We start from the raw sequence: 24409 nt of genomic DNA on the forward strand, positions 1-24409 counted from the left end.
ACTCACTCAAACCGGTTTTGTCTTAAGCAAGTAAAATTAGGCGCGGTAAACTACCGCGCCCACATGCAGGATTAATGAGTTGGATTACAACCTGCTATTTTCTCATCAAGGGTCGCCGCGTCTTTGTTAGGGTTAACAAAGTAGCTAGACGAATCATTGATGTTCACAGACTTAACAATCGCTGGGTACTTTGGATTTTCCAAGTCAATCGAGACACAGATTTCCATGTTCTTCAATTGATCCCACAGCGCTTTGCCTTCGCCCTCACGCAGTGTCGTGATGTCACCACTTGGTAGATATTGAGTGAATGACCAGTTACCCACGCTGCCACTGAAATCTGCCACGTTGATACCTTTGTTCTCTTCAACATACTCCGTCAGCATGTCGCGAATTGCGTACACTTGTTCATTCACTGAGTCATAGAACACATCGTCTTTGCTCGCCCAACCAAACTTCTGGATTTGCGAACCAAAGCGGTAGCTGTTCATCGCCACTTTGTAAGTCGCATTTGGATCGAACTGCTCGCCACCAATGCTGGTGATATTCACGCGGCTACCTTCATTCGTTACGGCGTTGTTTTCATCCAACTCTAGCGACGGTTTGCTTAGATCCACAGTGAACTCGATGTCACCATCAAATTGGTCGTATAGGTAAGCTGGCGCGCCTTTCTTAAACGACACCGTGATGTCACCCGGTTGATACTGGTTGAAGTAAGAGTATGACCACTCAATGAAGCGTTTTAGGTTCGCACCTGTCATCTCAACGCCAAGTAAGGTGTTGTCGTACTTGTACAAGTTGGTCGATTTACCTTTGGTGTACACTTCACCATCGATCAGGTTAGATTGATCAGAGAACAACGACGCAGCAGACACAACCGCACCATTACCTTCACCAACCGCATCTTCGATTTTCTGCATTTGGATTTGGTTAATCACGTCCATCAACGGAGTATCAACGACTTTCGCAAGGTGAATCGTCGAGTACAGACGCTCTGCGGTGTAGTTGTAATCCGTCGCTGTCGCTTCATCTGGGAAGCCAGTTGCGCTTGGTGTGAAGTCACCCGTTACACGACCAAGCTCACGAGTTGCGTCTTCAACCGAGATATCATGCACGTATTGGAATTTCGCTTGCAGCGCTTGCTCTTGTTCCACTTTCTTCGTACCGATGTTGGTCAATGTGGTGTCTTCCATCGTCCACTTGCCATCAACTTTCTTCAGTTGAATCTCAGCTTTCGCAAGGTAAGCACCCCATTTGCCCGGCTCAATGATTTTGACGCTTTGAACGCGGTTGTCTTGGTTGTATTCACCAGACTTGGTTTTGTCTTCAATCAACGTATTTTCACCGCCGATTTCTGATGTTGATTTACTGATTGGGGTAACCGTGCCATCAGCATTCACTTGCTCGATGTAGTTCGCGTGCTCGTGACCCGCTAAGATGACATCGAATTTATCCGCCATTGCTGACGCGATTTCGTAAACGCCCACACCACCGTCTTCTTGGCGACCAAGGTGAAGTGCACCAACAATCACATCTGGGTTGTATTTAGACACCAGTTGGTCAACCGCTTCTTTAGTGGCATCCAATTCGTTCTCAAACTTCAAACCCTTGAAGTGATCCGGCGCAGACGCTTCCCAGTTCGGGACGTTCGATGGCGTTAGACCAACGATCGCCACTTTCACGCCTTCGACTTCAAACATTTGGAACGCACGAATGTAGTTCACATCGTTGCTTTCCCATTTGATGTTTGAAGACAGTACCGCACCATTAAAATGATCGAGGTTGCGATCGACAAACGAACGCTCAAAGTTGAATTCATGGTTGCCAGGTACCCAAACATCAAAACCAAGAGAGTTCATACTCTCGACTACTGGGTGAGTTGGATCATCGTTGAATAGCTGCGCGGAGTTGCCCTGAACCGTATCACCGATATCAATCAGGATCATATTTGGGTGCGCCGCTTTTTGGTCAGCAAGCAGAGTCGCAATTCGCGTAATACCAGCGTCGTCATCTTCCGCATTCAATGCATAGTCAAAACCGAATAAACGACCATGTAGGTCAGATGTAGCCGCAATAGCGATGGTGACTTCATCAGCTTGTGTCGCTTCACCTTTCACAACCACATCAGGCGTGTTAGTCAGTGTTTTGCCTTCTGCGACTACAGGGCTGTAGTCCGATGGAACTTCTACGTATTTCGTATCGTCGTCATTACAGCCAGCCATCAGGCCGACAACAGCAATACAGACGAGGCTTCGTTTAAATAATGTCATCACAATTCCTTCCAGATTATTTTTTTATATATATTTTCGGAAGGGGCCCTCTTCCCAAAACCTTAAAAAGGATATGGATGTTATTTTAATTTTTTGAGAAGCAAACGTTTCAATGCTTATAAAGCATGCAACTAAGTTACATTTTTCTTTGAATATGAACAAAGATCACAATCAAGGGGATGAGAGGAATGGTCAGTGAAAATGCTTTTTGAATCAATATATTGACAAAATCAATAATAGATAATTTTACTGATCAGGTTTGATTCATTTATATCGATAGAAAAAAGCTGGCATAGACGCCAGCTTTAAAAAAATAGACTACTTGATGTGGTCCCAAGAGATGTTGGAGACAATTCGGCAATCGTCACACTTAAAGTAGAAAATGTCGTGCAGCGGTTCGTCGAGTAACCAGTCACCACCACATTTTGGACACTTGCGCGCTTTTTCCGCTTCAAGTGACTCACCACCGACGCGGTATTGGTAGTAGTACGTTGGAATCTTGGTGATGTATTCAATACGGCCACGCAAATCCCAACCACGGCGGAACAACACACTGTCTGAGTCGCAAATTTCATGCAGCGCAGCGTGTTCAGCGCGGCAGCCACCCGCCATTTGGATTTCATCACACGCTTGCCATTCGGTTTGCCATTTCACCACCGCTTTATGGTCACCATTCAGTGTTGCCCCATTACGGTAAAGTGGAATTGGCAACAGCGTCTCACCACTGCGCAGTGGAGAGCAGGTATGCACGTAAGTGGTGTAGAGTACTTGCCAGCTTGGTGTTTCTTCTTCCGCCGCTTCTTCTGAATTCAAATCACGACCCAACATGCGCATTTTCGGCGCAAGCAACGACGCTTCCGACAAACGATTCATGCACACTTTGACGAAATCAGAATGGTAGCGAGGATGCAAACTGTCTTGCTCTGGGCAAACGACGCGAACATAAAACTCGCCATCACCCATTACGATAGGAAATTCACGCCCCAGAACTTGTCCGTTGTAACGCAGTGCGTCCATCAGACCATTAATCGCTTTATCTACGGCGCTTACGGTAGTGTTATCAAAACACTCAAATTGCAACTCAACAACGTACATGCTTACACCGCTGCCTCAAGTTTGCTTAGAAACTCGGTCAGTGTTTCAGCCAATACGTCACGTTTATCAGAACCCAAGCGCTCAAGAATCACATTGCCCGTTAAGTTACAGATTGAAATCACATCCAGCTCGGCATCAGTCGCTGCAATAAATACCGTCGGCTTTAGTTTTAGACGACGCTGAGTCACCAGGTGACCAAGAATGTTCTCTTGCAGACGAGTAAAGTCATCGTCACTCCAAACTTGCAGCAGTGTCAGTTCATTGCCTTGCCAAGTCGCGTCCATATCAGCACTGTATTGCGAACCATAGAAAAGCTTAATGTCTTCATGCAACGTCAATTCAATTGCATTCTCAACGTTGGTGAAGTCTGCCATCTCTTCACGTGGAACCGATTTCCACAAAACGACCTCATCGCGTTTCTCTTCTACACATGGAGAAACAAGATCAGCAAGCTCTTCACTGCGTGGCAGTTCGTTGTGTTTGTCTTGCCAAGCTTGTTGGTAGCGCAGGCTAAAATCCTGTAGAGCCTGAGGAACGGTTTGGGTCATGAAGGTCTCCTGGTTTGTTTTTATCAGGTTGCGGTATCTGCCGGATGGCAATTAATCAGCGGATTCAGTAAAATTCTCGCCATTCTAATCGAAAATGACCACAAAGTATGAGCAAATATTCTGACGCTAAAGAGCTTGCTGGCCTGACTCTGGGTAAAAAGACCGAGTACGCAAACCAATACGACGCGAGCTTGCTGCAACCTGTTCCTCGCAGCTTAAACCGTGACGACCTTGAACTTGGCGACAGCCTACCGTTTATGGGCCACGACATTTGGACACTGTACGAGCTATCTTGGCTAAACAGCAAAGGCTTGCCTCAAGTTGCGGTTGGCGAAGTGTACATTCCAGCAACAAGCGCAAACTTGATTGAGTCAAAGTCGTTCAAACTGTACTTAAACAGCTACAACCAAACGCGTTTCGCTACTTGGGAAGAAGTGACTGAGCGTTTGACGCAAGACCTATCGGCATGCGCAGGTGAGCAAGTACTTGTGGAAGTAAACCCAGTAACTCATTACACCAACCAACCTATCGTGACGATGGAAGGCGAGTGTATTGACGCTCAAGACATCGAAATCACCAGCTACGATTTTGATGCTGCACTGCTTGAAGGAGCTGCTGGTGATGAGCAAGTAGAAGAAATTCTTCACAGCCATCTACTAAAATCGAACTGTTTGATCACCAACCAGCCAGACTGGGGCAGCGTAGAAATTCGCTACCAAGGCGCCAAGCTTGATCGTGAGAAGTTGCTTCGTTACCTCGTTTCATTCCGTGAGCACAACGAGTTCCACGAGCAATGTGTTGAGCGTATTTTCACTGACTTGATGAAGTACTGCCAGCCAACAAAACTGACGGTATTTGCACGTTACACACGTCGTGGTGGTCTGGATATCAACCCTTACCGTTCAACGGAACAAGACAAGCCCACGCACAATAACCGCATGGCGCGTCAGTAATCTGAGTTGAGAATCAAAAGTGCTTGAGTTCCACACTCAGAAACTAATTACTTAAATACTCAAAAACGCTCAGCTATCTGTTGGATTGCTGGGCGTTTTTCTCTACTATTGTTTATTCAAAAACACGTAATTTACGACACAGTTCGAGGGAACGAAAAGGATGTTTTGGGACAGTTCGCGTCTATTTAGGCTGATTGGCTTTCTTTGCTTATTACTAGCACAGCCACTTCACGCGACCATTTTATCTTCCGCTTTACTTAATGAAGCTCAACAACTTGCTGAGATTGAGCCTTCACAAGCCAAACAAGCGGCCAAAAACTACCTATTGCAACGCGAGCTGACAGAGCGTCAAGAGAACGGAAGCCCGTCTGCTATGTCTCGTGAAGAGACCGATCGCAGTATCCGCACGCCAAGCAGTACCATCGAAGCACACAAGATCATTGCCCAAGCCGATTACACCATGGGGAACATTCGTTCTGCTATCAATAACCTTGATGAAGCCGAACGTCTTGCCAAAGAATACCAATTGCCATACATGAACCTGGACGTGCAGCTAATGCGCAACCAAATGATTTGGATGTATGACAAAAACTACGCAGCCGCAGAAGAAAAACTCGATCAAATCGAAAAACAGATTGAAGACGCCAACCCTGTATTGCAACGCACCGACAGCGTGCATTATCGCTTAGTGATGCAGCGTGCGCTACTGGCAGCAAACAGTGGTGATAGCGTTAACGCCGACCGTTTATACGCACAAGCTAAAACCATGCTGAAAGATAACCGCTCGGACCTGATTTTAATTGATTACCACACCGCCGTAGGCGAATTTTATCTCAATGATAAAAAGTACAACCTCGCCCTTTCTGAACTGCTATACGGCTATTGGCAGTCAATCGAGAGCGACAGCGGTGCACGCTTAGCAAAAGTAAATCGTTTATTAGCGCGCCTGTTTCAAGAACGCCGCGTGTATGACAAAGCGATCGAGTACCTCTCTCAGGCCGCAGACTTTTACGATAGCTATCCAAGCTCGCCTATTCTGGCCGATGTGCTAGAGCAAATGGGTGACATCTATTTCTACCAAGGCAAATTTAATCTGGCTTTGGTGCACTACTTCAACGTACTGGACCATGACAGCACAAGTAAGAATATCAACCGCATTATCAAGATCCGTTTGAGCTTAGCGGCAACCTATCTCCAGCTTTATAACTACGCATTAGCAGAGCAGTACCTTGACCGCTCTATGGATTTGCTTGCATACGCAGACCTACCACAACTAGAAGCGAAAGCGGCATTACTGCAATCGGGATTGGCTTACCACCAAAATGAAAGTAAAAATGTCATAAATAATGCGAAAAAAGCACTCGACCTGATCGAGAAGGCACCGGACGATACAGGCTTTATCAAACAGCAGTCTTACCGCCTACTGGGCTTGGGGTATGAGCAAGCAGGCGAATACCAACTGTCGTTACAAGCCTACAAAAAGTACACCAGTCTTGTGCGATTAGAGCAAAAGCAACTTAACCAAATCAGTGAGGATGCCTTTCGCCAGCAAAAAGAGTTTGCCGAACAAAGCATTCATTATGTCGGCCAAGCGGACAAGCTTGCACAAGTTGAGATGGAACATCGCAAGTTCCAAAAGATTTCATTCGCCCTGTTCATTACTGTGCTGGTGATGTTCTTATTCATCATGCGTCGTGGTGTGATCATGCAGCGTCAAACATCACAAATCGACAAGCTACGTAATGATCTCTTCACCCACTCGCGTTCGCGTCTACGTAACTTACGTATGTTGAACGTGAAACTGTCGCGTTCGTTGAAGAAATCGAGCGATACGTTTGAACAATGGCAAATGGGCGAACTGATCCACGAGCCCCTCAACGACCGCCTACGCTTTGTGATGATCGACTTACCATTCTTACGAAGTATGTACGTACAACACGGCTACAAAGCTGGTTTGGAACTAGAGCGGGCTTTTGGTGAGTTCTTGGCAGAACGTATCCAGAAACCAACACGTTTGTACCACTTCTCAGATGCAAACTTACTGTACATCGAACCCAATGCTGATCGCGATGCTTCTGCGGAAGCCACATTCAACAAATTCCAAAGTTGGGTGGATGAGTTTGCGGCCAAACACCATGTGAATCGCACGATTCGTATGGGTATCAGTGATTACCCATTCTTGCCACGTGCCTACACCGCCATTAATGATGAAGAACTGCTCGACTTATTGTTGCTCGCTACGCACATTGCCCGTGAGGTCAGCTTAAAAGATAAACACAGCCATTGGGTGTTCTTGAAGGCGATTGATAACGCGCCCGCCGCAAGCTTTGCAACCGGTAACATAAGAACCGCTTGCCAACATGCCATCAACCAAGGGCTAATAAAGATTCATTCTTCGTACAAGAATGAGGACGACATCAAAAAAATATTAAAAAACGGATAATTAACCAACGGTTGAGCATAATCAGTGATGACGCTATAAAGTTTTTTGTTATTATCAAATAATCGTCAGTAGTACATGGACTTAACCGTAGTCACTTCATGGGAATCTTGGAATCCGATATTCAGTCGCAGCTTCATCAGCTGAGTTGTCAACTTGACCAACTCAGGCTGACTCATCGTGATACTTCGCTCAAATTTAAACGTGAGCAGCAAGTTCTGAAGCGAGTTGTGGCATCATTGTCTTCTGCTTGTCAGGGTTCAAACTCTCAAGTAACCAACTACCTGCTCGAAATTCAGCAAGAACTCGAACATCAAAAAGATGTCAGCGCGCTGATCCCTCGTTTAGCAGTGCTAGAAAGAATGCTCAAACAGCAGTCTAAGGCGATGGAAAAACAAAACGGCTATCTCGACGAACAAATCAAACACAGTGGTGAGACGCTTCAGCGCATCACAGGTTTGCCTGCGCAGCTAAAACGCGAACTGCGAAATCTCATGAGCTTTTCTGAAGTTCATGCGGGTAAAAAAGTTGACCAAGCAACCAAGCTACTGAGCATTTATGAGCGTGCGCTCAAGATCATCACATCCAACTCACGCCTTAACCTTGGCGAGCTAGAAAACGGGCCAGATAAATCACAACTGGAATGTTTAGCCAGCGACCTCCAGCACACGATTACCGAGCTCGACTTTGAAGGCGAATCGGGTGATCAATTGTTGGATATCCGTGCCAAACTGCTTTTGGGTGTGAACGCTGAGTCACTGATTGAGCTGACGTTAAATACGCTTAAACTGGTCGTCGAAGCTACTAAGTACGAGCGTAAATCATCAGAACAGTTCCTAGAGCAACTCAATACTTCGCTTTCAAGCAATCTGAAAACCGTTCATCAGAACGTCGATCAGCATCAAACCTACTTCGAACATCGCCAAGAATTAAATTCAGAGATGACTACCTTGGTGGAACGCAGCCAAGAATCTCTGGAACATGCACAAGATCTCGAAGAGTTGAAAGGTGAAGTATCACCATTGCTGGCCAAGATGGCCTCTTTGACTGAGCGCTTAAGAATGACCGAAGAGCGCGAACAAGCCCTTCAAGAACGCTTAAGCTACAGCAAAAACCAGCTTGAAGCCGTCTTCGAATCAACGCAAGATTATCGTCGTCGCTTGGAAGATCAAGCACAGCGCATGCTGCTAGACCCATTGACCAAGGTATATAACCGCGCGGCTTTTAATGATCGTTTAGAGTTAGAATATCGTCGTTGGATTCGCTCACAACAAAACCTTCGTGTTGTACTGTTTGATGTCGATAACTTCAAAGCCGTTAACGACAGCTATGGCTACACTGCTGGCGACAAAGCATTGAAGATTATTGCTCGTACCATGAGCAAGCGCATCGCCGATACCGAAACCGTCGCTCGATTTGGCGGTGAAGAGTTCATCATGCTTATCCCTGAGCAATCAGAAGAATACACGCTTGAATTGATGAAGCACATTCAGCGTGATATCAGTAAGTTGCCATTCAAGTTCCGCGAACAAAACATCATGATTACGCTGACGGCGGTTTCCACTTCCTTCAAAGAAGCAGACAACCCTGAGTACGTCTTAGATCGTCTTGGTAACATGCTAAGAGATGCCAAGCAGCGTGGTAACAGTCAGGTAAACTGGAACTAAAAAGCGTTCAAAAAACAACCAAACGAACGCTTTTTACGTGCTGTTTTGTCATATTGCCTCAAATTTTCAACGAGTTATCACGTTTCTCCCTTATCAGTCTGCTAAGCTGTTTAAACGCTATAAAACAAAGTCTGCCAACCACTGAGTAAAACGATACGTATAAACTGACAGGTGAGTTGGTTTCTTCCCTCAAAAGAATGCATTAGCAAGGAGGCCTTATGATTACCCATATAAGCCCCGCAGGTAGCATGGATTTGCTATCCCAACTGGAAGTTGAACGTCTTAAGAAAACCGCATCGAGTGAGTTATACCAACTCTATCGTAATTGTACGCTCGCGGTCCTCAACTCCGGCAGCCACACCGATAACTCAAAAGAGCTATTAGACAAATACCTTTCATTCGATGTGAACGTGGTTAGACGTGAGCGCGGCATCAAGCTTGAATTAGCGAATCCGCCTGAGCATGCATTTGTCGATGGCGAAATCATTAAAGGTATTCAAGAACATCTATTCTCTGTTCTACGTGACATCGTGTACGTGAACATGCACTTGGCGGACAACCAACGCCTTAATCTCACCAATGCTACGCACATTACCAACCTTGTATTTGGCATTCTGCGCAATGCGGGCGCCCTAACTCCGGGCATCGAGCCAAACCTTGTCGTGTGTTGGGGTGGTCACTCGATCAATGCAACCGAATACCAATACACTCGCGAAGTAGGTAACGAGCTTGGCCTTCGTGAGCTGAACATCTGTACAGGCTGTGGCCCTGGTGCAATGGAAGGACCAATGAAAGGGGCAGCGATTGGTCACGCTAAACAGCGTTACACTGAGCAGCGCTACCTTGGTTTGACAGAGCCTTCAATCATTGCTGCAGAGCCACCAAACCCTATCGTGAATGAACTGGTGATCATGCCAGACATCGAGAAGCGTCTCGAAGCCTTTGTACGTATGGCGCACGGCATAGTGATCTTCCCTGGTGGTCCGGGTACGGCAGAAGAGTTGCTGTACATCTTGGGCATCATGATGCACCCAGATAACGCCGACCAACCAATGCCAATCGTGCTAACGGGTCCAAAAGAAAGCGAAGCTTACTTCCGCTCAATCGATGCTTTCATTGCAGATACGCTGGGTGAAGAAGGCCAGAAACACTATCAAATCGTTATTGATGATCCGGCCGAAGTCGCTCGTATTATGAAGCGTTCGATGGAAGATGTTCGTCAACACCGCAAAGAAAAAGGCGATGCCTACAGCTTTAACTGGTCAATGAAGATCGAACCAGAATTCCAATTGCCTTTTGAGCCAACTCACGATGCGATGGCAAGCTTAGATTTGCACTTGAACCAACAACCACAGGTACTGGCTGCAAGCTTGCGTCAGGCTTTCTCTGGCATTGTTGCGGGTAACGTAAAAGCAGAAGGCATTCAAGAAATCGAACGTCATGGTCCATTTACCATCAACGGCGATCCCGTGCTAATGAAGAAGCTGGATAAGTTACTGAAAGACTTTGTTGAACAACACCGCATGAAACTACCAGGCGGAACGGCCTATGAGCCATGTTACCGAATTGCCCATCAGGAAAATGGTGGTCGATAGATAACTCAGCTTTGGTTACACTAGGGGCATTACGCCCCTTTTTTATTGCTAAGTCATTATGTCTATTCATCTTGTTATTATTGATGCCCTAAACCTGATTCGTCGCGTGCACTCTGCACAACCCGATCCGACCGACATAGCAAGAACCATCACGACGACAGGACGAACGCTAACTCGCATCCTTTCTGAAGCTCAACCTACGCACATCATCGCGGTGTTTGATCATCATGAGCAAGATAGAGGCTGGCGCGCTGAAATTCTTCCGAACTACAAGCAAAATCGTAAGCCTATGCCAGAGCCGCTAATGCAGGGATTGGATGCCATCCAACAAGCTTGGTGGGAAGAAGGCATTGATTCACTATTGTCTGAAGGCGATGAGGCCGATGATTTAGTCGCAACACTGGCAACTAAAGTGGCGAGCCACGGCGAAAAGGTCACGATTGTCTCTACCGACAAAGGCTACTGCCAACTGCTCTCCCCGACTCTTCAGATCCGAGATTACTTCCAACACCGTTGGCTAGATGAACCGTTTATCGAAAAAGAGTTTGGCGTAAAACCATCTCAGCTTGCGGATTATTGGGGTTTGACAGGAATCAGCTCAAGCCAAGTTCCGGGCATTCCGGGTGTTGGCCCTAAAGCAGCCAAAGAGATCTTAACTCAATTCGAAGACATTGAAGCCGCTTACGCTAGCGAAGAACTGGTACCGAAATATCGTAAGAAGTTTGATGAACATATTGAGTCGGCGCGCTTATGCAAACGCGTCGCAGCACTTAAATGCGATATTGAACTAGGTTTCAACCTACAAGACATTCGCTTTACCGGACCAAACAAAGCGGAATAGCAATCGACTTCAAACACTAAAAAAGCGCCTATTGCAGGCGCTTTTTTGCTTCTACTCTATCGCATATCAACGCGTAGATTAATGCGGAGAAATGTTCGATAGGCACTGAATGTGAATCGTGATTTCTTCACGGTCGTGGTACAGGTGCTTAGCTTGCAGCTTGAACTTCACCTTGTTCTCAATCAGGAACATTTTTAGGTTTTCCAGATCTTGCAGTACTTCGTCGTAGCGACCTTTCATTGGCAGTTTCAGGTTGAAAATGGCTTCTTTTGCCCAACCTTTCAGTAACCACTGTCCCATCAAGTGAGCAACGCGTGCTGGCTTCTCAATCATGTCACATACAATCCAAGTCACGTTCTTGCGGTCTGGTTCAAACTTAAAGCCATCCACCATGTGGTGCTTAATTTGTCCCGTTTCCATTAGACTGTCTGCCATCATGCCGTTATCGACACAGTGAACGAACATCGAACGCTTCACCAATTGGTAAGTCCAACCGCCTGGACACGCACCGAGATCTACGCCCCACATGCCTGGTGCTAAACGCTCATCCCACTCTTCGCGAGGAATAAACACGTGGAACGCTTCTTCTAGCTTCAAAGTAGAACGGCTTGGCGCATCTGCAGGGAACTTCAAACGAGGAATGCCCATGAAGAACTGAGAGTTGTTACCTGGGTAAGAGTAACCTACGTAACAATGACCAGGAGCCACAAAGCAAATATGCAACACAGGCTTCTTCGCATTGTCTTTGTTCCACATCAGACCTTTACCACGCATCGCTTGACGCATTGGTACCGTGAACTTACGGCAGAACTTCAATAGCTCTTTCGCTTCGTTGGTGTCTGGGGTTTCAATACGTAGATCACCACAACGTGGGAATTCTTCCATTTCAGACAGTTCAGCAAGAATTGGACTGATACGGTCTTCGCTTGGCAGAGCTTCAAATTCAGCAGCAACGGCAAACATTTGGCGAGCAAAAATCAATGCGCTGAAATCTAGACCTTTCGCTAGCTTATCTGCGTCTCCATCTTGGTAACACTCGAAGACAACATAACCTGAATTTTTCTTCACACGAGGGAAGCCATACACTTCAAGTTTTGTTGCTTTGTCCTGAATTTCACCAGCACACTCTTTCTCAAAGCCAGAACGGCAATAGAGCATTAGTTGTTTCACTTGGAGACCTCTTTGATATTAAACGCAGCAAAAAAGAACAAACACCAACCGATCATGAACAAGAATCCTCCCATCGGGGTGATTGGTCCAAACCACTTGATACCTGTCAGCGCCAGCGCGTAAAGACTGCCGCTAAAACAAAAGATGCCGATGATAAAGCAAATCGCCGCGATGAAAAAATACTTTTGTGCTTTTTGTCCCAAATTTAGTACGAGCAAAATGGCACAAAGCGCGATAACCAAAGTATGGATGAATTGGTACAAAACACCGGTCTCAAACACACCGAGTAAATAAGGCGAGAGCGTTGCTTTTAAACCATGAGCAGCAAACGCTCCTAGCGCAACAGAAGTTAAACCAGAAAGTCCTGTAAAAGAAAGTAACCACTTACTTTTCATTGGATACCTCTTTAATAAATGTCGCTAATTGCTCTACCGTCAAGGCAATATTGCCTTCTTCCGTAAAGCCGGAACGTTTACGAGGCTTGAATCCATGGTCGCCATCGGGCAAGAAACTCACCGTTACTTGGTCAGAAAGAGCAAAGCCATCGAATTCTTCTCGCTTGCCAAAGGTATCTCGCTCCCCTTGTAAAATAAGCGTCGGCTTATTGATCGTCGCGAGATGCTCACCTTTGTACTTTTCAGGTTTGCCTGGCGGATGGAACGGAAAGCCCAGACACGCAACGCCTGCTACTAGGTTATTGTCTGCAAGCAGGCTCGACATACGGCCACCCATCGATTTACCACCAATGACAATAGGCTGTGAAGTAAAGTGAGTGATCACTTCTTCATATGCTTCCAGTAACTTTGGCGCACGATCTGGCGGACGTTTTTTACCATCTTCTGCTCGCTTAACCATATAAGGGAAATTAAAACGCACCACACGAATACCTTGCTCAACTAATCCTTTGGCTACAGCAATCATGAAGTCATGCTCCATACCGGCACCTGCACCGTGAGCAAAAATAAAAAGTGGTCCGTTCTCAGGCCCTTCAGCTATCCAATGGCTCATCTAGTACTTCCTCTTGTTCTTTTCGTGCGGTCGCCAACATCCAATCCCTGAACGTCGCGATACGTCCCATATCCGCTTGTTGTTCGTGACACACCACGTAGAAGGCATTCTTAGAAACCAGCACCTCATCAAATGGTGCAATCAAGCGTCCTGCTTCCATTTCAGGTTTAGCGAGTACGTTGTTTCCTAGTGCAACACCTTGCCCATGCGCCGCCGCCTGCAACACCATGGTTGAGTGGCTGAAGATTGGACCATGGTTTACGTTGATACCTTCGATATTTTGTTGGCGAGCAAACTGCTTCCAATCTTTACGAGAAGTATCGTGTAACAAGGTGTGTAATTTAAGGTCACTTAGAGATTCTAATGGTTTGTTACCTAAAAGTAACGATGGTGAACAAAGTGGGATCAAAAACTCTTGGTAGAGTTTATCGGCACGCAAACCAGGCCAATTTCCACGACCATAATAGATAGCTACATCAACATCATCAGTCAGTGAACCTTCATCCATATCCACCGCTTTAATGCGCACATCAATGTCTGGTTCTTGCGCGTTAAAATCGGCTAAACGAGGCACTAGCCATTGGATGGCAAAACTCGGTGGCAAACTGATGGTTAACGCACCTTTTTCACTACGTTCCAATACCTTATCGGTCGCTTCAGCAATGGAAGTGAAGATATCTTTAATGTCTAAAAAGTAACTTTGCCCTTCTTCCGTCAGTAATAACGAACGATTACGACGACGGAAAAGTTTCAGCGATAAGAACTCTTCTAACGCTTTAATTTGATGACTCACTGCGGCTTGAGTAACAAACAACTCTTCAGCAGCACGGGTAAAACTAAGATGGCGAGCAGCCGCTTCAAAAACGCGAAGCGAATTTAACGGAGGCAATCTGCGAGACATTATGGGACCTCAAGTAGGATTAGTTTTTTTAATCTGAAACATTATAAAATGTCCGTTGCCGAACAGCCAGATAAATTCTATATTTCATCCCGCAACACGAGCCTGAACGGCTTGATTCCATTTGTGAATCAATTGGCTTCGTTGTTGCGATGTTGTGTTTGCAAACTCGTATTTCGAGTTCGGTAGAATTCTACCATGATGTTTTGTCCACACTCCCTGTGACAAAACATATACTTCCTGTATTTATTTTGACCTGTCTGTCAAATTTCTTGCACCGCCTAATTAGGCGGTGTTTTTTTATCTAGACCATCCACATTTCTTCTTTTATAAAAAATTGGCATCAACGTCACTTTTCATCCTCATTTCGGATTATCTATCGTTATATCAATACAAATTTCGAAACGTGTGATTTAACGCAATACTACCACTTTAATACACTCCATTTTGCGCGCGCTAAAACGAAAAAAGCGCAAACTGATTTCTCAATTTGCGCTTTTGTGATCTTCTGTTTTACAACGATTCTATGGGCGGTAAACCTTCACGTTGTTGAAACCTTGCTCCTGCAAGTACAATGCCTGTAGACGGCTCATCACACCGCGGTCACAGTACAGAAGGTAAGTCTTAGATTGGTCTAAGTCTCCGAACTGAGTACCTAGCTTGTAGAATGGAATGTGCTTAACGTCCACACCATCGATTTCTAATGGATTATCGTCTTCCTCTTCAGGGCTACGAATATCCAAAACGATAGCGTGCTCTTCTACAGCTTGAACCTGCTCTACTTCTGGTGCTGCTTGCTCAGACTCTTTTGCGATATCACGAATGTCCATCACGCGAGCTTCTTGCACAACTTGCTCAAGAATCGCAAAGTCAAACTTCTCTTCTTCCGCGTTCAGTCTGCCTTTTACCGCTTTCACTGTTGGCTTCTTAGAGATAACACCACAGTACTCAGGCATCGTCTTAGCGAAGTCTTCAGTACCGATGTCACGCGCTAGGTTGATGATGTCTTCTTTATCCCAGTTGATAAGCGGACGAAGAATCAGAGTGTCAGTCACATTATCGATATGACGCAAGTTAGTCAGTGTTTGGCTTGATACTTGGCCTAGAGCTTCACCCGTAACCAATGCTTCGATCTTAAACTTCTCTGCCACCATACCAGCGGCACGCATGAACATGCGCTTCAAGATCACGCCCATTTGGCCGTCGTCGACTTTTTCTAGGATTTCAGCAACTACTGGTTCGAAATCAACAGAGATGAAGCGAACTTTTGCAGAAGAACCGTACTTGTTCCACAGGTAATGAGAAACCTGCTTAACGCCGATCTCGTGTGCTGGGCCACCTAGGTTAAAGAAACAGTAGTGAACTTTTGAACCACGCTTGATGTGCAGGTAACTTGAAACACCAGAGTCGAAACCACCAGAGATCAGGCTTAGTACGTCTTCTTGTGTACCTAGAGGGAAGCCGCCTAGGCCTTTGTGACGAGCCAACACTTGGTTTAGCTTGTCATTGGTTACTTCAACGTTAATCGTTACGTCTGGCTTGCTTAGCTTAACACGAGCACTTTCTACCGCTTGGTTAAGACCGCCACCTACGTAACGCTCTAGTTCAATAGAAGTAAAATCATGTTTACCACGGCGTTTAGCACGCACGACGAAAGTCTTACCTTCGATCAGTGAACCGCTTAACTCCAACACTTGCTCGTAAATATCGTGCAAGTCTTTGAACTCAGTTTGCTTCACCTCAAGAACGTGGTGGATACCAGGGGTATGAGTCAGGACTTCTAAAACTTCAGCGTGAAACTCGTCACTCTCAGAGGTCACTTCAATGTGATCACGACGGTTGAATACCGCGACAGATTCCGTACGGCTCTTAACGATGTTACGAATGTTGCACTCTAAAATCTTTGTGAAGCGCTTGCGCACAGATTCACTTTTTACAAAAATTTCTGGATGGGGCTTTACAATAAATTTCATAGTCTAGTTCGCAGGTTAGTTTCGCAATCAACAATGAGTGATACTCCGCACTAGGTGTTCATACGTAAAAATATCGCGCATGTCACACTCAAACTTTTGAGCTCACTTTTAAAGGCGCAAGATTATACACCCAAGCGAAATGGAATGACAAAAAAAGCGAGCTTGAAGCTCGCTTTAGTATAAGAATAAATACTCGGTTATTGAATTACCGGCACTTCTTCGCTGTAGAGTGGTTCACCTTGCATGATGCTGATTTCGACGCGGCGGTTAAGCGCTCGGTTCGCATCCGAATCATTTGGTGCCAATGGCTCAGTGTCTGCCATACCACGCACGCGTAAGCGTTGGTGCGAGAAGCCTCGTACTTTCTCCATTTCTTGAGCAACCGATACCGCTCGTTGCGACGACAGGTCCCAATTGGAGCGATACAGCTCAGAATCCAACGGTTGGTTATCCGTATGGCCAGAAACTCGTACGATGCCCGGTACATCTTTCACCAATTCCGCAATCTGACGCACCAGCGGTCTAAACTTCGGCTGGAGGAACGCAGAGCCTTCAGGGAATGCCCCTTTCTCTCGCATTCGAATCACGATCTGTTGGCCAAGGTTTTCGACCTCTATTGCCCCTTGCTCAATCTCACGCTCCAACGCTTTCTTGATACTTTCCATCAAGGTATCCATCTCTTGCGAGGTTTGCTCAGACTGCTGTTGTTGCATGTCTGATTCCGCTGATTGGTTGTTTTGCGTTGACGTTTCTGGTGATTGACCACCGGTTAACTTCCCTTGGTCACGCTTAGTGCCACCAGCTCGGTCAGATTCCCCTTCATGAAACTCCAACGTCTGCTGAGTGATGTCCATGGTCTGCTGCATGATGACATCAATCGGTGTTGGCTCTGGGCGACCTGGTCTGAACTCTTGCGCAATAATGCTGGTGCCTTTAGGTATGTCCTTAACCTCAAGTTGGTTCTGAACACCAAAAGCAAATTTCATAGAGCCAGCGATCTGTTTGAACTTCAGTACGTCCATTTCCGAGAACGAAAGCAACAATACGAAGAAACACATCAACAAGGACATCAAGTCAGCGAACGTCCCCATCCATTGGGGGAGGCCAGGTGGCGGACAATCACATTTGTTATCTTCATCCATTAGATGACCTCCAGATTACTCGTCAATCTCAAGGACGCGTTTGCCCTCGTTGAGGTAGTTCTTCAGATAGCTATCGATAACACGTGGGTTCTGACCATCTTGAATTGCGAGTACACCGTCCATAATCAAACGACGGTTGAGTGTTTCTTGATCACGGCGTAGTGAAAGCTTGTCCGCAATTGGGAAAAACACCATGTTAGAAAGAATTGCACCGTAAAGAGTGGTTAAAAGTGCAACGGCCATCGCAGGACCGATCGCTTTTGGATCATCCATATTTGAAAGCATGGCAACCAAACCAACCAAGGTACCGATCATACCCATTGCCGGAGCGACATCACCGAATGCTCGAAAAACACCCGTGCCTTGCGAGTGGCGCTCATCGGTCAGTGCAATGTCTTTTTGCAAAGCAGCACGCACCACATCCGCATCATGCCCATCCACCAATAAGTCGATGCCCTTTTGCATGAAGCTATTATTAATCTCCATCTCTTCCAATGCTAGGAAGCCACCTTTACGCGCTGCGTCTGCCATTTCTACGATCTTAGCAATCAGATCTTCTGGCTCGTCCGATTTGAACATGAACGCTTTGCCCGCAATTTTAGTCGCGCCGAAGAATTGCCCCATGGTGAACTTCATCAATACTACAAACGTTGAACCACCAACGACGATTAGGATTGAGGTGACGTCTACGAACATGCCAATGCTGCCACCAAGCACCATCGCCATAATGACGAATGCAAAACCACCAATCAAACCTATTAGGGTTGCTAAATCCACAAAGCACTCCTCACGCTATACTCAAACATTGCCCAGTCAGGCGAATTATTACTTGTATCGACAACTAGAGCAGAATTTTTAGAAAAATCTTGGTTAATACATCACAAAAAGATCGTTAATACCTTAACTTATTAATGGTCTTCGTCTCATCAGACCCGTTGAACGCTAAATTTGTGACAATTATATAAGGTTAAATTTGACCAAGTTACTAGGCTAAGGTAACTTGCGTGCATTCTATTAGAGGCTTGATTAAGGCAGATAAAAGATGGCGGTTAAGAAACCAGAAAACATGACCTTTGAAGCAACCATCGATGAGCTAGACAGCTTGGTTGATCAACTAGAGAACGGTGACCTTGCTCTAGATGATGCTCTACGTAAATTTGAACGTGGCATTGCACTCGCTCGTGCTGGTCAAACGAAACTGAGCGACGCCGAACATCGCGTTAGCATTCTTCTAAGCGAAGATGATGAAGCACCACTGAGTGACTTCAACCCTGAGTCAGAATAATAAATCAGTAGTGAGCAATGTGATGCAAGAGACATTGACGTCTTATCAACAAAGAAATAACCAACAGTTAAATCAATGGCTTGAGCAATTACCTCATCAAGAACAGCCGTTGATTCAAGCCATGAAATACGGCCTACTCCTCGGCGGTAAACGTGTTCGTCCCTTCCTTGTTTACATCACTGGTCAAATGCTGGGTTGTGAACCTGAAGACCTAGATACACCGGCTTCTGCGATTGAGTGTATCCATGCCTACTCTCTTATCCATGATGATCTACCTGCTATGGATGACGACGACCTGCGCCGTGGACAACCGACTTGCCACATCAAATTTGATGAAGCGACAGCCATTCTGACCGGTGACGCACTGCAAACCCTCGCATTTACGATCCTTGCAGAAGGCGAACTGAATCCGAACGCAGAAAGCCACCGTATAAAGATGGTGCAAGCCCTTGCACAAAGTTCTGGTGCGAATGGCATGTGCGTTGGTCAAGCATTGGACTTAGGTGCAGAAAATCGTCGAGTGTCTCTCGCAGAATTGGAAGAAATTCATCGCAATAAGACTGGTGCACTGATTAACTGTGCCGTAAAACTAGGCGCACTTGCCGCTGGCGATAAGGGCCTAGAGGTTATGCCTCACCTTGAGCGCTACTCTAAAGCGATCGGTCTGGCGTTTCAGGTTCAAGACGATATTCTTGATATAATTAGTGATACAGAAACATTGGGTAAGCCTCAAGGTTCAGACCAAGAGCTAAACAAGAGCACTTACCCATCTTTACTGGGGTTAGAGGGAGCTATGGAGAAAGCTCACACTCTGCTGCAAGAAGCACTTCAAGCATTGGAGGCAATCCCATACAATACTCAGTTACTCGAAGAGTTCGCCCGATATGTCATCGAGCGCAAGAACTAACACTATAAGCGCGCATTTATATGACTCTTGATATTTCAAAGTACCCAACACTGGCGTTAGCAAATACACCGGAAGAGTTGCGTCTTCTTCCGAAAGAAACATTGCCAACTTTGTGCGATGAATTACGCACGTATCTGCTAAATTCAGTGAGTCAGTCTAGCGGACATTTAGCGTCTGGCTTAGGCACAGTAGAGCTAACCGTTGCTCTGCATTATGTTTACAACACCCCAGTGGATCAATTGATCTGGGACGTGGGTCATCAGGCTTATCCACACAAAATTCTTACTGGCCGTCGTGACCAAATGCCAACCATCCGCCAAAAAGGCGGCCTTCACCCATTCCCATGGCGTGAAGAGAGCGAATACGACACGCTATCTGTTGGCCACTCATCGACTTCTATCAGTGCAGCGCTCGGTATGGCAATCAGTGCACAAAAAGAAGATGAAGGTCGAAAGGTGGTAAGTGTTATTGGTGATGGTGCAATCACAGCAGGTATGGCATTCGAGGCCATGAACCATGCTGGTGACGTTCATCCTGATATGCTAGTGATTCTAAACGACAACGAGATGTCGATTTCAGAAAACGTTGGCGCATTGAACAACCACCTTGCTAAAGTCCTTTCTGGTAGCTTATACACCTCTATCCGTGAAGGCGGGAAGAAAGTGCTGTCTGGCGTTCCTCCAATTAAAGAGTTGGTTCGTCGTACAGAAGAGCACCTTAAAGGCATGGTTGTTCCTGGCACATTATTCGAAGAGCTCGGTTTTAACTACATCGGCCCTATCGACGGTCACGATGTTAACGAGTTAGTCAAAACGCTGAAAAACATGCGTGAGCTAAAAGGTCCTCAATTCCTGCACATCATGACCAAGAAAGGCAAAGGTTATGAACCAGCAGAAAAAGATCCTATCGGCTACCATGGTGTTCCAAAGTTCGACCCATCACATAACAGTTTGCCGAAGAGCAGTGGCGGTAAACCGACCTTCTCTAAGATCTTTGGTGACTTCCTATGTGATATGGCCGCGCAAGATCCTAAGCTAATGGCGATTACGCCAGCGATGCGTGAAGGCTCTGGCATGGTTCGTTTCTCGAAAGAGTACCCAGAACAGTACTTTGATGTTGCAATTGCAGAGCAGCATGCTGTGACGCTAGCAACAGGCATGGCGATTGCCGGCGATCACCCGATCGTCGCTATCTACTCAACCTTCTTGCAGCGTGGCTACGATCAGTTAATCCACGACGTGGCGATCATGGATTTACCTGTCATGTTCGCTATCGACCGTGCAGGTCTGGTTGGCGCAGATGGTCAAACTCACCAAGGCGCGTTCGACCTTAGCTTCATGCGTTGTATCCCAAACATGGTGATCATGGCACCAAGTGATGAAAACGAATGTCGTCAAATGCTGTACACCGGTCATAAACACACTGGACCAAGTGCAGTTCGCTACCCTCGCGGCAGCGGCATGGGCACAGAAATCGAGCCAGAATTTACTGCACTTGAGATTGGTAAAGGCCGTGTGCTTCGTAAAGGCGAAAAAGTCGCGATTCTAAACTTCGGTACCTTCTTAGGTAACGCGCTAGAAGCGGCTGAAAATCTGGATGCAACCGTCGCAGACATGCGCTTCGTGAAACCACTTGATGAAGAATTGATTCGCCAGTTAGCGTCTGAGCACGATGTATTAGTCACGCTAGAAGAAAACGCAATTGCTGGCGGTGCGGGTGCGGGTGTGATTGAGTTTATGATGCAAGATAAGATCATTAAGCCTGTACTCAACCTTGGCTTGCCTGATCGCTTTATTCCTCAAGGCACACAAGACGAGCTTCATGAAGAGCTTGGCTTAGACGCGAAGGGCATTGAGAAGTCGATCAACGAGTATCTCGCGAAGTAAGTTAACGCAAACAAGCGCTAAAAAGTAAACACCAAAAAGGGATGCCATGATGGCATCCCTTTTGTTTATCTGTCGATTGTTAAAGCGGTATGACTACATCCAACCTGCGTATTTCGCCACTAAGAACAGTGCGATACCCGCCATGATACCGGCCACGATATCATCAATCATGATACCCAAACCACCGTGAACACGTTTATCCAACCAGCCAATTGGCCATGGTTTTACCATGTCAAAGAAGCGGAACAAAATAAAACCAGTCAGCAACCACTTCCATTCCGTGACTGGGATATTTAGTGCTGGTACTAAGCTCATGGTGATCCAAAAGCCTGCAAACTCATCCCACACGATTGAGCCATGGTCATGAACCCCCATGTCATCTGATGTCACTTGGCAGATCTTAATACCAATAACACAAGAGATGAGTACTAATACGACATACAGTGGGAAGGGTAACTGCGCCAGTAACAAGAATAACGGCACAGCTGCCAACGTCCCCATAGTTCCTGGAACCACTGGTGATAAGCCGCTACCAAAACCCGTTGCCAAAAGATGCCACGGATTCTTTAATGAAATCAGAGAGAGGGGATTGGTCATTTCCTTAAACCTATACTGCTAGTTGGTTTCAATCTTAGGCTAGAGCCTAGCTCAGATTATCTAAAGTGGTCAAAGCCACTGAGTTCCCAATCAAGAGGTTGATTGTTGTCGTGCAGCTCGAAGGTACCTTTTGGTCGAATTTGGCCAATGCACGTAAACTTACACCCAGCGTGCGACAACGCACTTTGCAATGAACCGTTGTTCTGCTCAGGCACAGTAAAGCACAATTCGTACTCTTCACCACTGGATAAAGCATACTGCTGTGCGCTTACCTTATCATCTAAAAATTGAACCAATTCTGGAGATATCGGCAGTTGGGACACATCTAAACTGACTCCAACATCAGAACGCTTAAGAATATGTTTGATATCAGAAATCAAGCCATCAGAAATATCAATTGCTGATGACGCTAACCCGACTAATGCTTGCCCAGCCAACACGCGTGGCGTACTGAGATAATGTGCTTTCTCTAACTCTGGGGCAGCTATTCGAGTACGTAATGTGTTATCAAGAACGACATCCAGACCAGCTTTGGCATCACCAAGGTTACCTGTCACATACACCCAGTCACCGACTTTTGCTCCAGAGCGAGTCAAAGCTTTGCCCTCAGGTACAAAGCCTTGCACCGTAAGCGTCAGGCTTAGTGGACCTTTGGTCGTATCGCCCCCAATAAGCTGAATACCAAAGTAATCAGCTAACTCAAAAAACGCATCACAAAAAGGGGCAAGCCATGCTTCATCTGGGTCTGGCATAGTTAACGCAAAGCTTACCCAAGCAGGTGTTGCACCCATTGCAGCTAAATCACTGATGTTTGACGCTAATGCTTTGTGCGCCACCCACGCAGGGTTAGCATTAGAAAGAAAGTGCGTGCCTGCCACCAGCGTATCGGTACTAATAGCAATTTGTACATTCGCAGGTGCTTTCACTAACGCACAGTCGTCCCCCGCTGCTAGATGGACGTCTTTGCGCTGGCTTTGGCGTCCAACAAAGTATTTGTCGATAAGATTAAATTCACCAGACATAATTCACTTTCTTTTTGATGTAAAAGCTTTTGATACAAAAAAGGTCAGCATGTGCTGACCTTTTTAATAAAGAAATCGTTATTTCTTACGTACGTGTGGCGCCGCTTTATCTAGCACACCATTCACAAATTTGTGGCTGTCTTCTGCCGCGAATACTTTTGCAAGTTCAATCGCTTCATTGATTACCACTTTGTAAGGAACATCTTCGCGACGAGTCATCTCGTACATAGCAAGGCGAAGAAGAGCAAGTTCCATCATGTCTAGATCCTGCATTGGACGAGACACGTATGGACGGATTTTGCAATCTAGCTCTGAGTGGCTAAGTACAACACCGCTTAGTAGTTCACGGAAGTAAGCTACGTCAGTTTCTGGAGCAGCAAGTGCTGGCTCAGATGCATGAAGTTCTTCTTCATCGTATTTGTCACCAGACAAAAACTGTTCTTCAATCGTGGCAACATTGTCTTTAGTAATTTGCCATGAGTAGATCGCCTGTAGAGCGAATTGACGTGCGTTACGACGTGCGGCTGGTTTCACACTGGCCCCCATTAGGAATCAATTTCAGATAATACGTTAATCATTTCAAGTGCGCTTAGTGCAGCCTCTGCACCTTTATTACCAGCCTTGGTTCCTGCGCGTTCAATCGCTTGATCGATAGTATCAACAGTCAGTACGCCAAACGCTACTGGAAGGCTGTATTCCAGAGAAACTTGTGCAAGACCCTTGTTACATTCACTACAAACATAGTCAAAGTGTGGTGTACCACCACGAATTACTGTACCTAGAGATACGATAGCATCGTACTTACCAGTTTTAGCAACTCGTTGAGCAACTAAAGGCAGTTCTACAGCACCAGGACAACGAACAACAGTGATGTTGTCTTCGCTTACTTGTCCGTGACGCTTTAGTGTATCGATCGCACCAGAAAGTAGGCTTTCGTTAATAAAACTGTTAAAACGAGAAATAACGATAGCAATTTTTGCATTTGGCGCTGGGAAGCCACCCTCGATCACTTTCATAAGCCTTCCTTTAACTCTATTTTTAAGTGAAAATTGTTCATCAAGTGAGAATCGCCGGATTCTATCACAAATTTGTGAGCAATATCTAATGGAAATTAG

At 46.0% G+C, this 24409-nt stretch carries 22 protein-coding genes; 8 read left to right on the forward strand and 14 right to left on the reverse strand.

Translation table 11 applies throughout. The features are described from left to right. Window positions 1-71: 71 nt before the first annotated feature. The 3 genes from L1076_RS22550 to syd all read right to left on the reverse strand — a co-directional run bounded on the left by L1076_RS22550 (window position 72) and on the right by syd (window position 3910). The gene (locus tag L1076_RS22550) at window positions 72-2267 is read right to left on the reverse strand and encodes a 5'-nucleotidase C-terminal domain-containing protein (protein WP_237304516.1); all 2196 of its coding nucleotides are present in this window, start codon (window positions 2265-2267) and stop codon (window positions 72-74) included. Window positions 2268-2585: 318 nt separating this feature from the next. Beyond that, window positions 2586-3362, reverse strand: coding sequence for a Zn-ribbon-containing protein (locus tag L1076_RS22555; RefSeq protein ID WP_038865405.1), 777 nt, complete (start codon window positions 3360-3362; stop codon window positions 2586-2588). Between the two features lie 2 nt (window positions 3363-3364). Then, complete coding sequence (gene syd, locus L1076_RS22560; protein ID WP_005440129.1) at window positions 3365-3910, reverse strand: SecY-interacting protein; 546 nt, start codon at window positions 3908-3910, stop codon at window positions 3365-3367. A gap of 107 nt (window positions 3911-4017) precedes the next feature. On the opposite strand from syd, the gene queF reads away from it, so the two are divergent. The 5 genes from queF to xni all read left to right on the forward strand — a co-directional run bounded on the left by queF (window position 4018) and on the right by xni (window position 11406). Continuing rightward, a complete protein-coding gene (gene queF, locus L1076_RS22565) occupies window positions 4018-4863 on the forward strand; it encodes an NADPH-dependent 7-cyano-7-deazaguanine reductase QueF (RefSeq protein WP_038865407.1) in 846 nt (281 codons plus the stop codon). 160 nt (window positions 4864-5023) lie between these two features. After that, window positions 5024-7306 carry a hypothetical protein gene (locus tag L1076_RS22570; protein WP_038865409.1) on the forward strand — a complete coding sequence of 761 codons (2283 nt, stop codon included), beginning with the start codon at window positions 5024-5026 and terminating at the stop codon, window positions 7304-7306. A gap of 98 nt (window positions 7307-7404) precedes the next feature. Further along, complete coding sequence (locus tag L1076_RS22575; protein ID WP_038875579.1) at window positions 7405-8970, forward strand: GGDEF domain-containing protein; 1566 nt, start codon at window positions 7405-7407, stop codon at window positions 8968-8970. A 218-nt stretch (window positions 8971-9188) separates the two neighbouring features. Beyond that, complete coding sequence (ppnN, locus tag L1076_RS22580) at window positions 9189-10565, forward strand: nucleotide 5'-monophosphate nucleosidase PpnN (RefSeq protein ID WP_038865411.1); 1377 nt, start codon at window positions 9189-9191, stop codon at window positions 10563-10565. A gap of 58 nt (window positions 10566-10623) precedes the next feature. Further along, window positions 10624-11406 carry a flap endonuclease Xni gene (xni, locus tag L1076_RS22585; RefSeq protein WP_038865412.1) on the forward strand — a complete coding sequence of 261 codons (783 nt, stop codon included), beginning with the start codon at window positions 10624-10626 and terminating at the stop codon, window positions 11404-11406. 78 nt (window positions 11407-11484) lie between these two features. Here xni and rlmM read toward each other — a convergent pair whose 3' ends face one another. The 7 genes from rlmM to pomA form a co-directional block, all read right to left on the reverse strand. Beyond that, on the reverse strand, window positions 11485-12576 hold the full coding sequence (rlmM, locus tag L1076_RS22590) for a 23S rRNA (cytidine(2498)-2'-O)-methyltransferase RlmM (RefSeq protein ID WP_038865414.1): 1092 nt from the start codon (window positions 12574-12576) through the stop codon (window positions 11485-11487). Next, a complete protein-coding gene (locus L1076_RS22595) occupies window positions 12573-12971 on the reverse strand; it encodes a DUF423 domain-containing protein (protein ID WP_237304517.1) in 399 nt (132 codons plus the stop codon). Before L1076_RS22595 ends, rlmM begins: the two co-directional genes overlap by 4 nt. Then, entirely contained in the window at window positions 12961-13584 is a 624-nt protein-coding gene (locus L1076_RS22600; RefSeq protein ID WP_038875574.1) for an alpha/beta family hydrolase, read from the reverse strand. The genes L1076_RS22595 and L1076_RS22600 overlap by 11 nt, the downstream gene beginning before the upstream one ends. Continuing rightward, window positions 13565-14485, reverse strand: a complete 921-nt coding sequence (locus L1076_RS22605; protein ID WP_005447583.1) for a transcriptional regulator GcvA — start codon at window positions 14483-14485, stop codon at window positions 13565-13567. Before L1076_RS22605 ends, L1076_RS22600 begins: the two co-directional genes overlap by 20 nt. Window positions 14486-15006: 521 nt before the next feature. Then, the gene (gene thiI / locus L1076_RS22610) at window positions 15007-16455 is read right to left on the reverse strand and encodes a tRNA uracil 4-sulfurtransferase ThiI (RefSeq protein WP_038865418.1); all 1449 of its coding nucleotides are present in this window, start codon (window positions 16453-16455) and stop codon (window positions 15007-15009) included. Between the two features lie 197 nt (window positions 16456-16652). Next, on the reverse strand, window positions 16653-17597 hold the full coding sequence (locus tag L1076_RS22615; RefSeq protein WP_005440148.1) for a flagellar motor protein MotB: 945 nt from the start codon (window positions 17595-17597) through the stop codon (window positions 16653-16655). Between the two features lie 15 nt (window positions 17598-17612). Continuing rightward, the gene (gene pomA / locus L1076_RS22620; protein WP_038865419.1) at window positions 17613-18374 is read right to left on the reverse strand and encodes a flagellar motor protein PomA; all 762 of its coding nucleotides are present in this window, start codon (window positions 18372-18374) and stop codon (window positions 17613-17615) included. A 265-nt stretch (window positions 18375-18639) separates the two neighbouring features. Here pomA and xseB point away from each other — a divergent pair, with 265 nt between their 5' ends. The 3 genes from xseB to dxs are packed head-to-tail and all read left to right on the forward strand — an operon-like array spanning window position 18640 to window position 21675. Next, on the forward strand, window positions 18640-18882 hold the full coding sequence (gene xseB, locus L1076_RS22625) for an exodeoxyribonuclease VII small subunit (protein WP_038865420.1): 243 nt from the start codon (window positions 18640-18642) through the stop codon (window positions 18880-18882). A gap of 22 nt (window positions 18883-18904) precedes the next feature. After that, window positions 18905-19789 carry a (2E,6E)-farnesyl diphosphate synthase gene (gene ispA / locus L1076_RS22630; protein WP_045400175.1) on the forward strand — a complete coding sequence of 295 codons (885 nt, stop codon included), beginning with the start codon at window positions 18905-18907 and terminating at the stop codon, window positions 19787-19789. A gap of 20 nt (window positions 19790-19809) precedes the next feature. Beyond that, entirely contained in the window at window positions 19810-21675 is a 1866-nt protein-coding gene (dxs, locus tag L1076_RS22635; RefSeq protein WP_038865423.1) for a 1-deoxy-D-xylulose-5-phosphate synthase, read from the forward strand. 93 nt (window positions 21676-21768) lie between these two features. Here the strand turns inward: dxs and pgpA are convergent, their stop codons facing one another. The 4 genes from pgpA to ribE form a co-directional block, all read right to left on the reverse strand. Then, on the reverse strand, window positions 21769-22272 hold the full coding sequence (gene pgpA / locus L1076_RS22640; protein WP_038865424.1) for a phosphatidylglycerophosphatase A: 504 nt from the start codon (window positions 22270-22272) through the stop codon (window positions 21769-21771). Between the two features lie 56 nt (window positions 22273-22328). Beyond that, complete coding sequence (gene thiL / locus L1076_RS22645; RefSeq protein WP_237304518.1) at window positions 22329-23294, reverse strand: thiamine-phosphate kinase; 966 nt, start codon at window positions 23292-23294, stop codon at window positions 22329-22331. 78 nt (window positions 23295-23372) lie between these two features. Beyond that, window positions 23373-23840, reverse strand: a complete 468-nt coding sequence (gene nusB / locus L1076_RS22650) for a transcription antitermination factor NusB (RefSeq protein WP_038865428.1) — start codon at window positions 23838-23840, stop codon at window positions 23373-23375. Next, entirely contained in the window at window positions 23840-24310 is a 471-nt protein-coding gene (ribE, locus tag L1076_RS22655) for a 6,7-dimethyl-8-ribityllumazine synthase (RefSeq protein ID WP_005440184.1), read from the reverse strand. Before ribE ends, nusB begins: the two co-directional genes overlap by 1 nt. Window positions 24311-24409 lie beyond the last annotated feature (99 nt).

This window comes from Vibrio sp. MMG023, from assembly GCF_021654215.1.
Taxonomy (GTDB): domain Bacteria; phylum Pseudomonadota; class Gammaproteobacteria; order Enterobacterales; family Vibrionaceae; genus Vibrio; species Vibrio jasicida.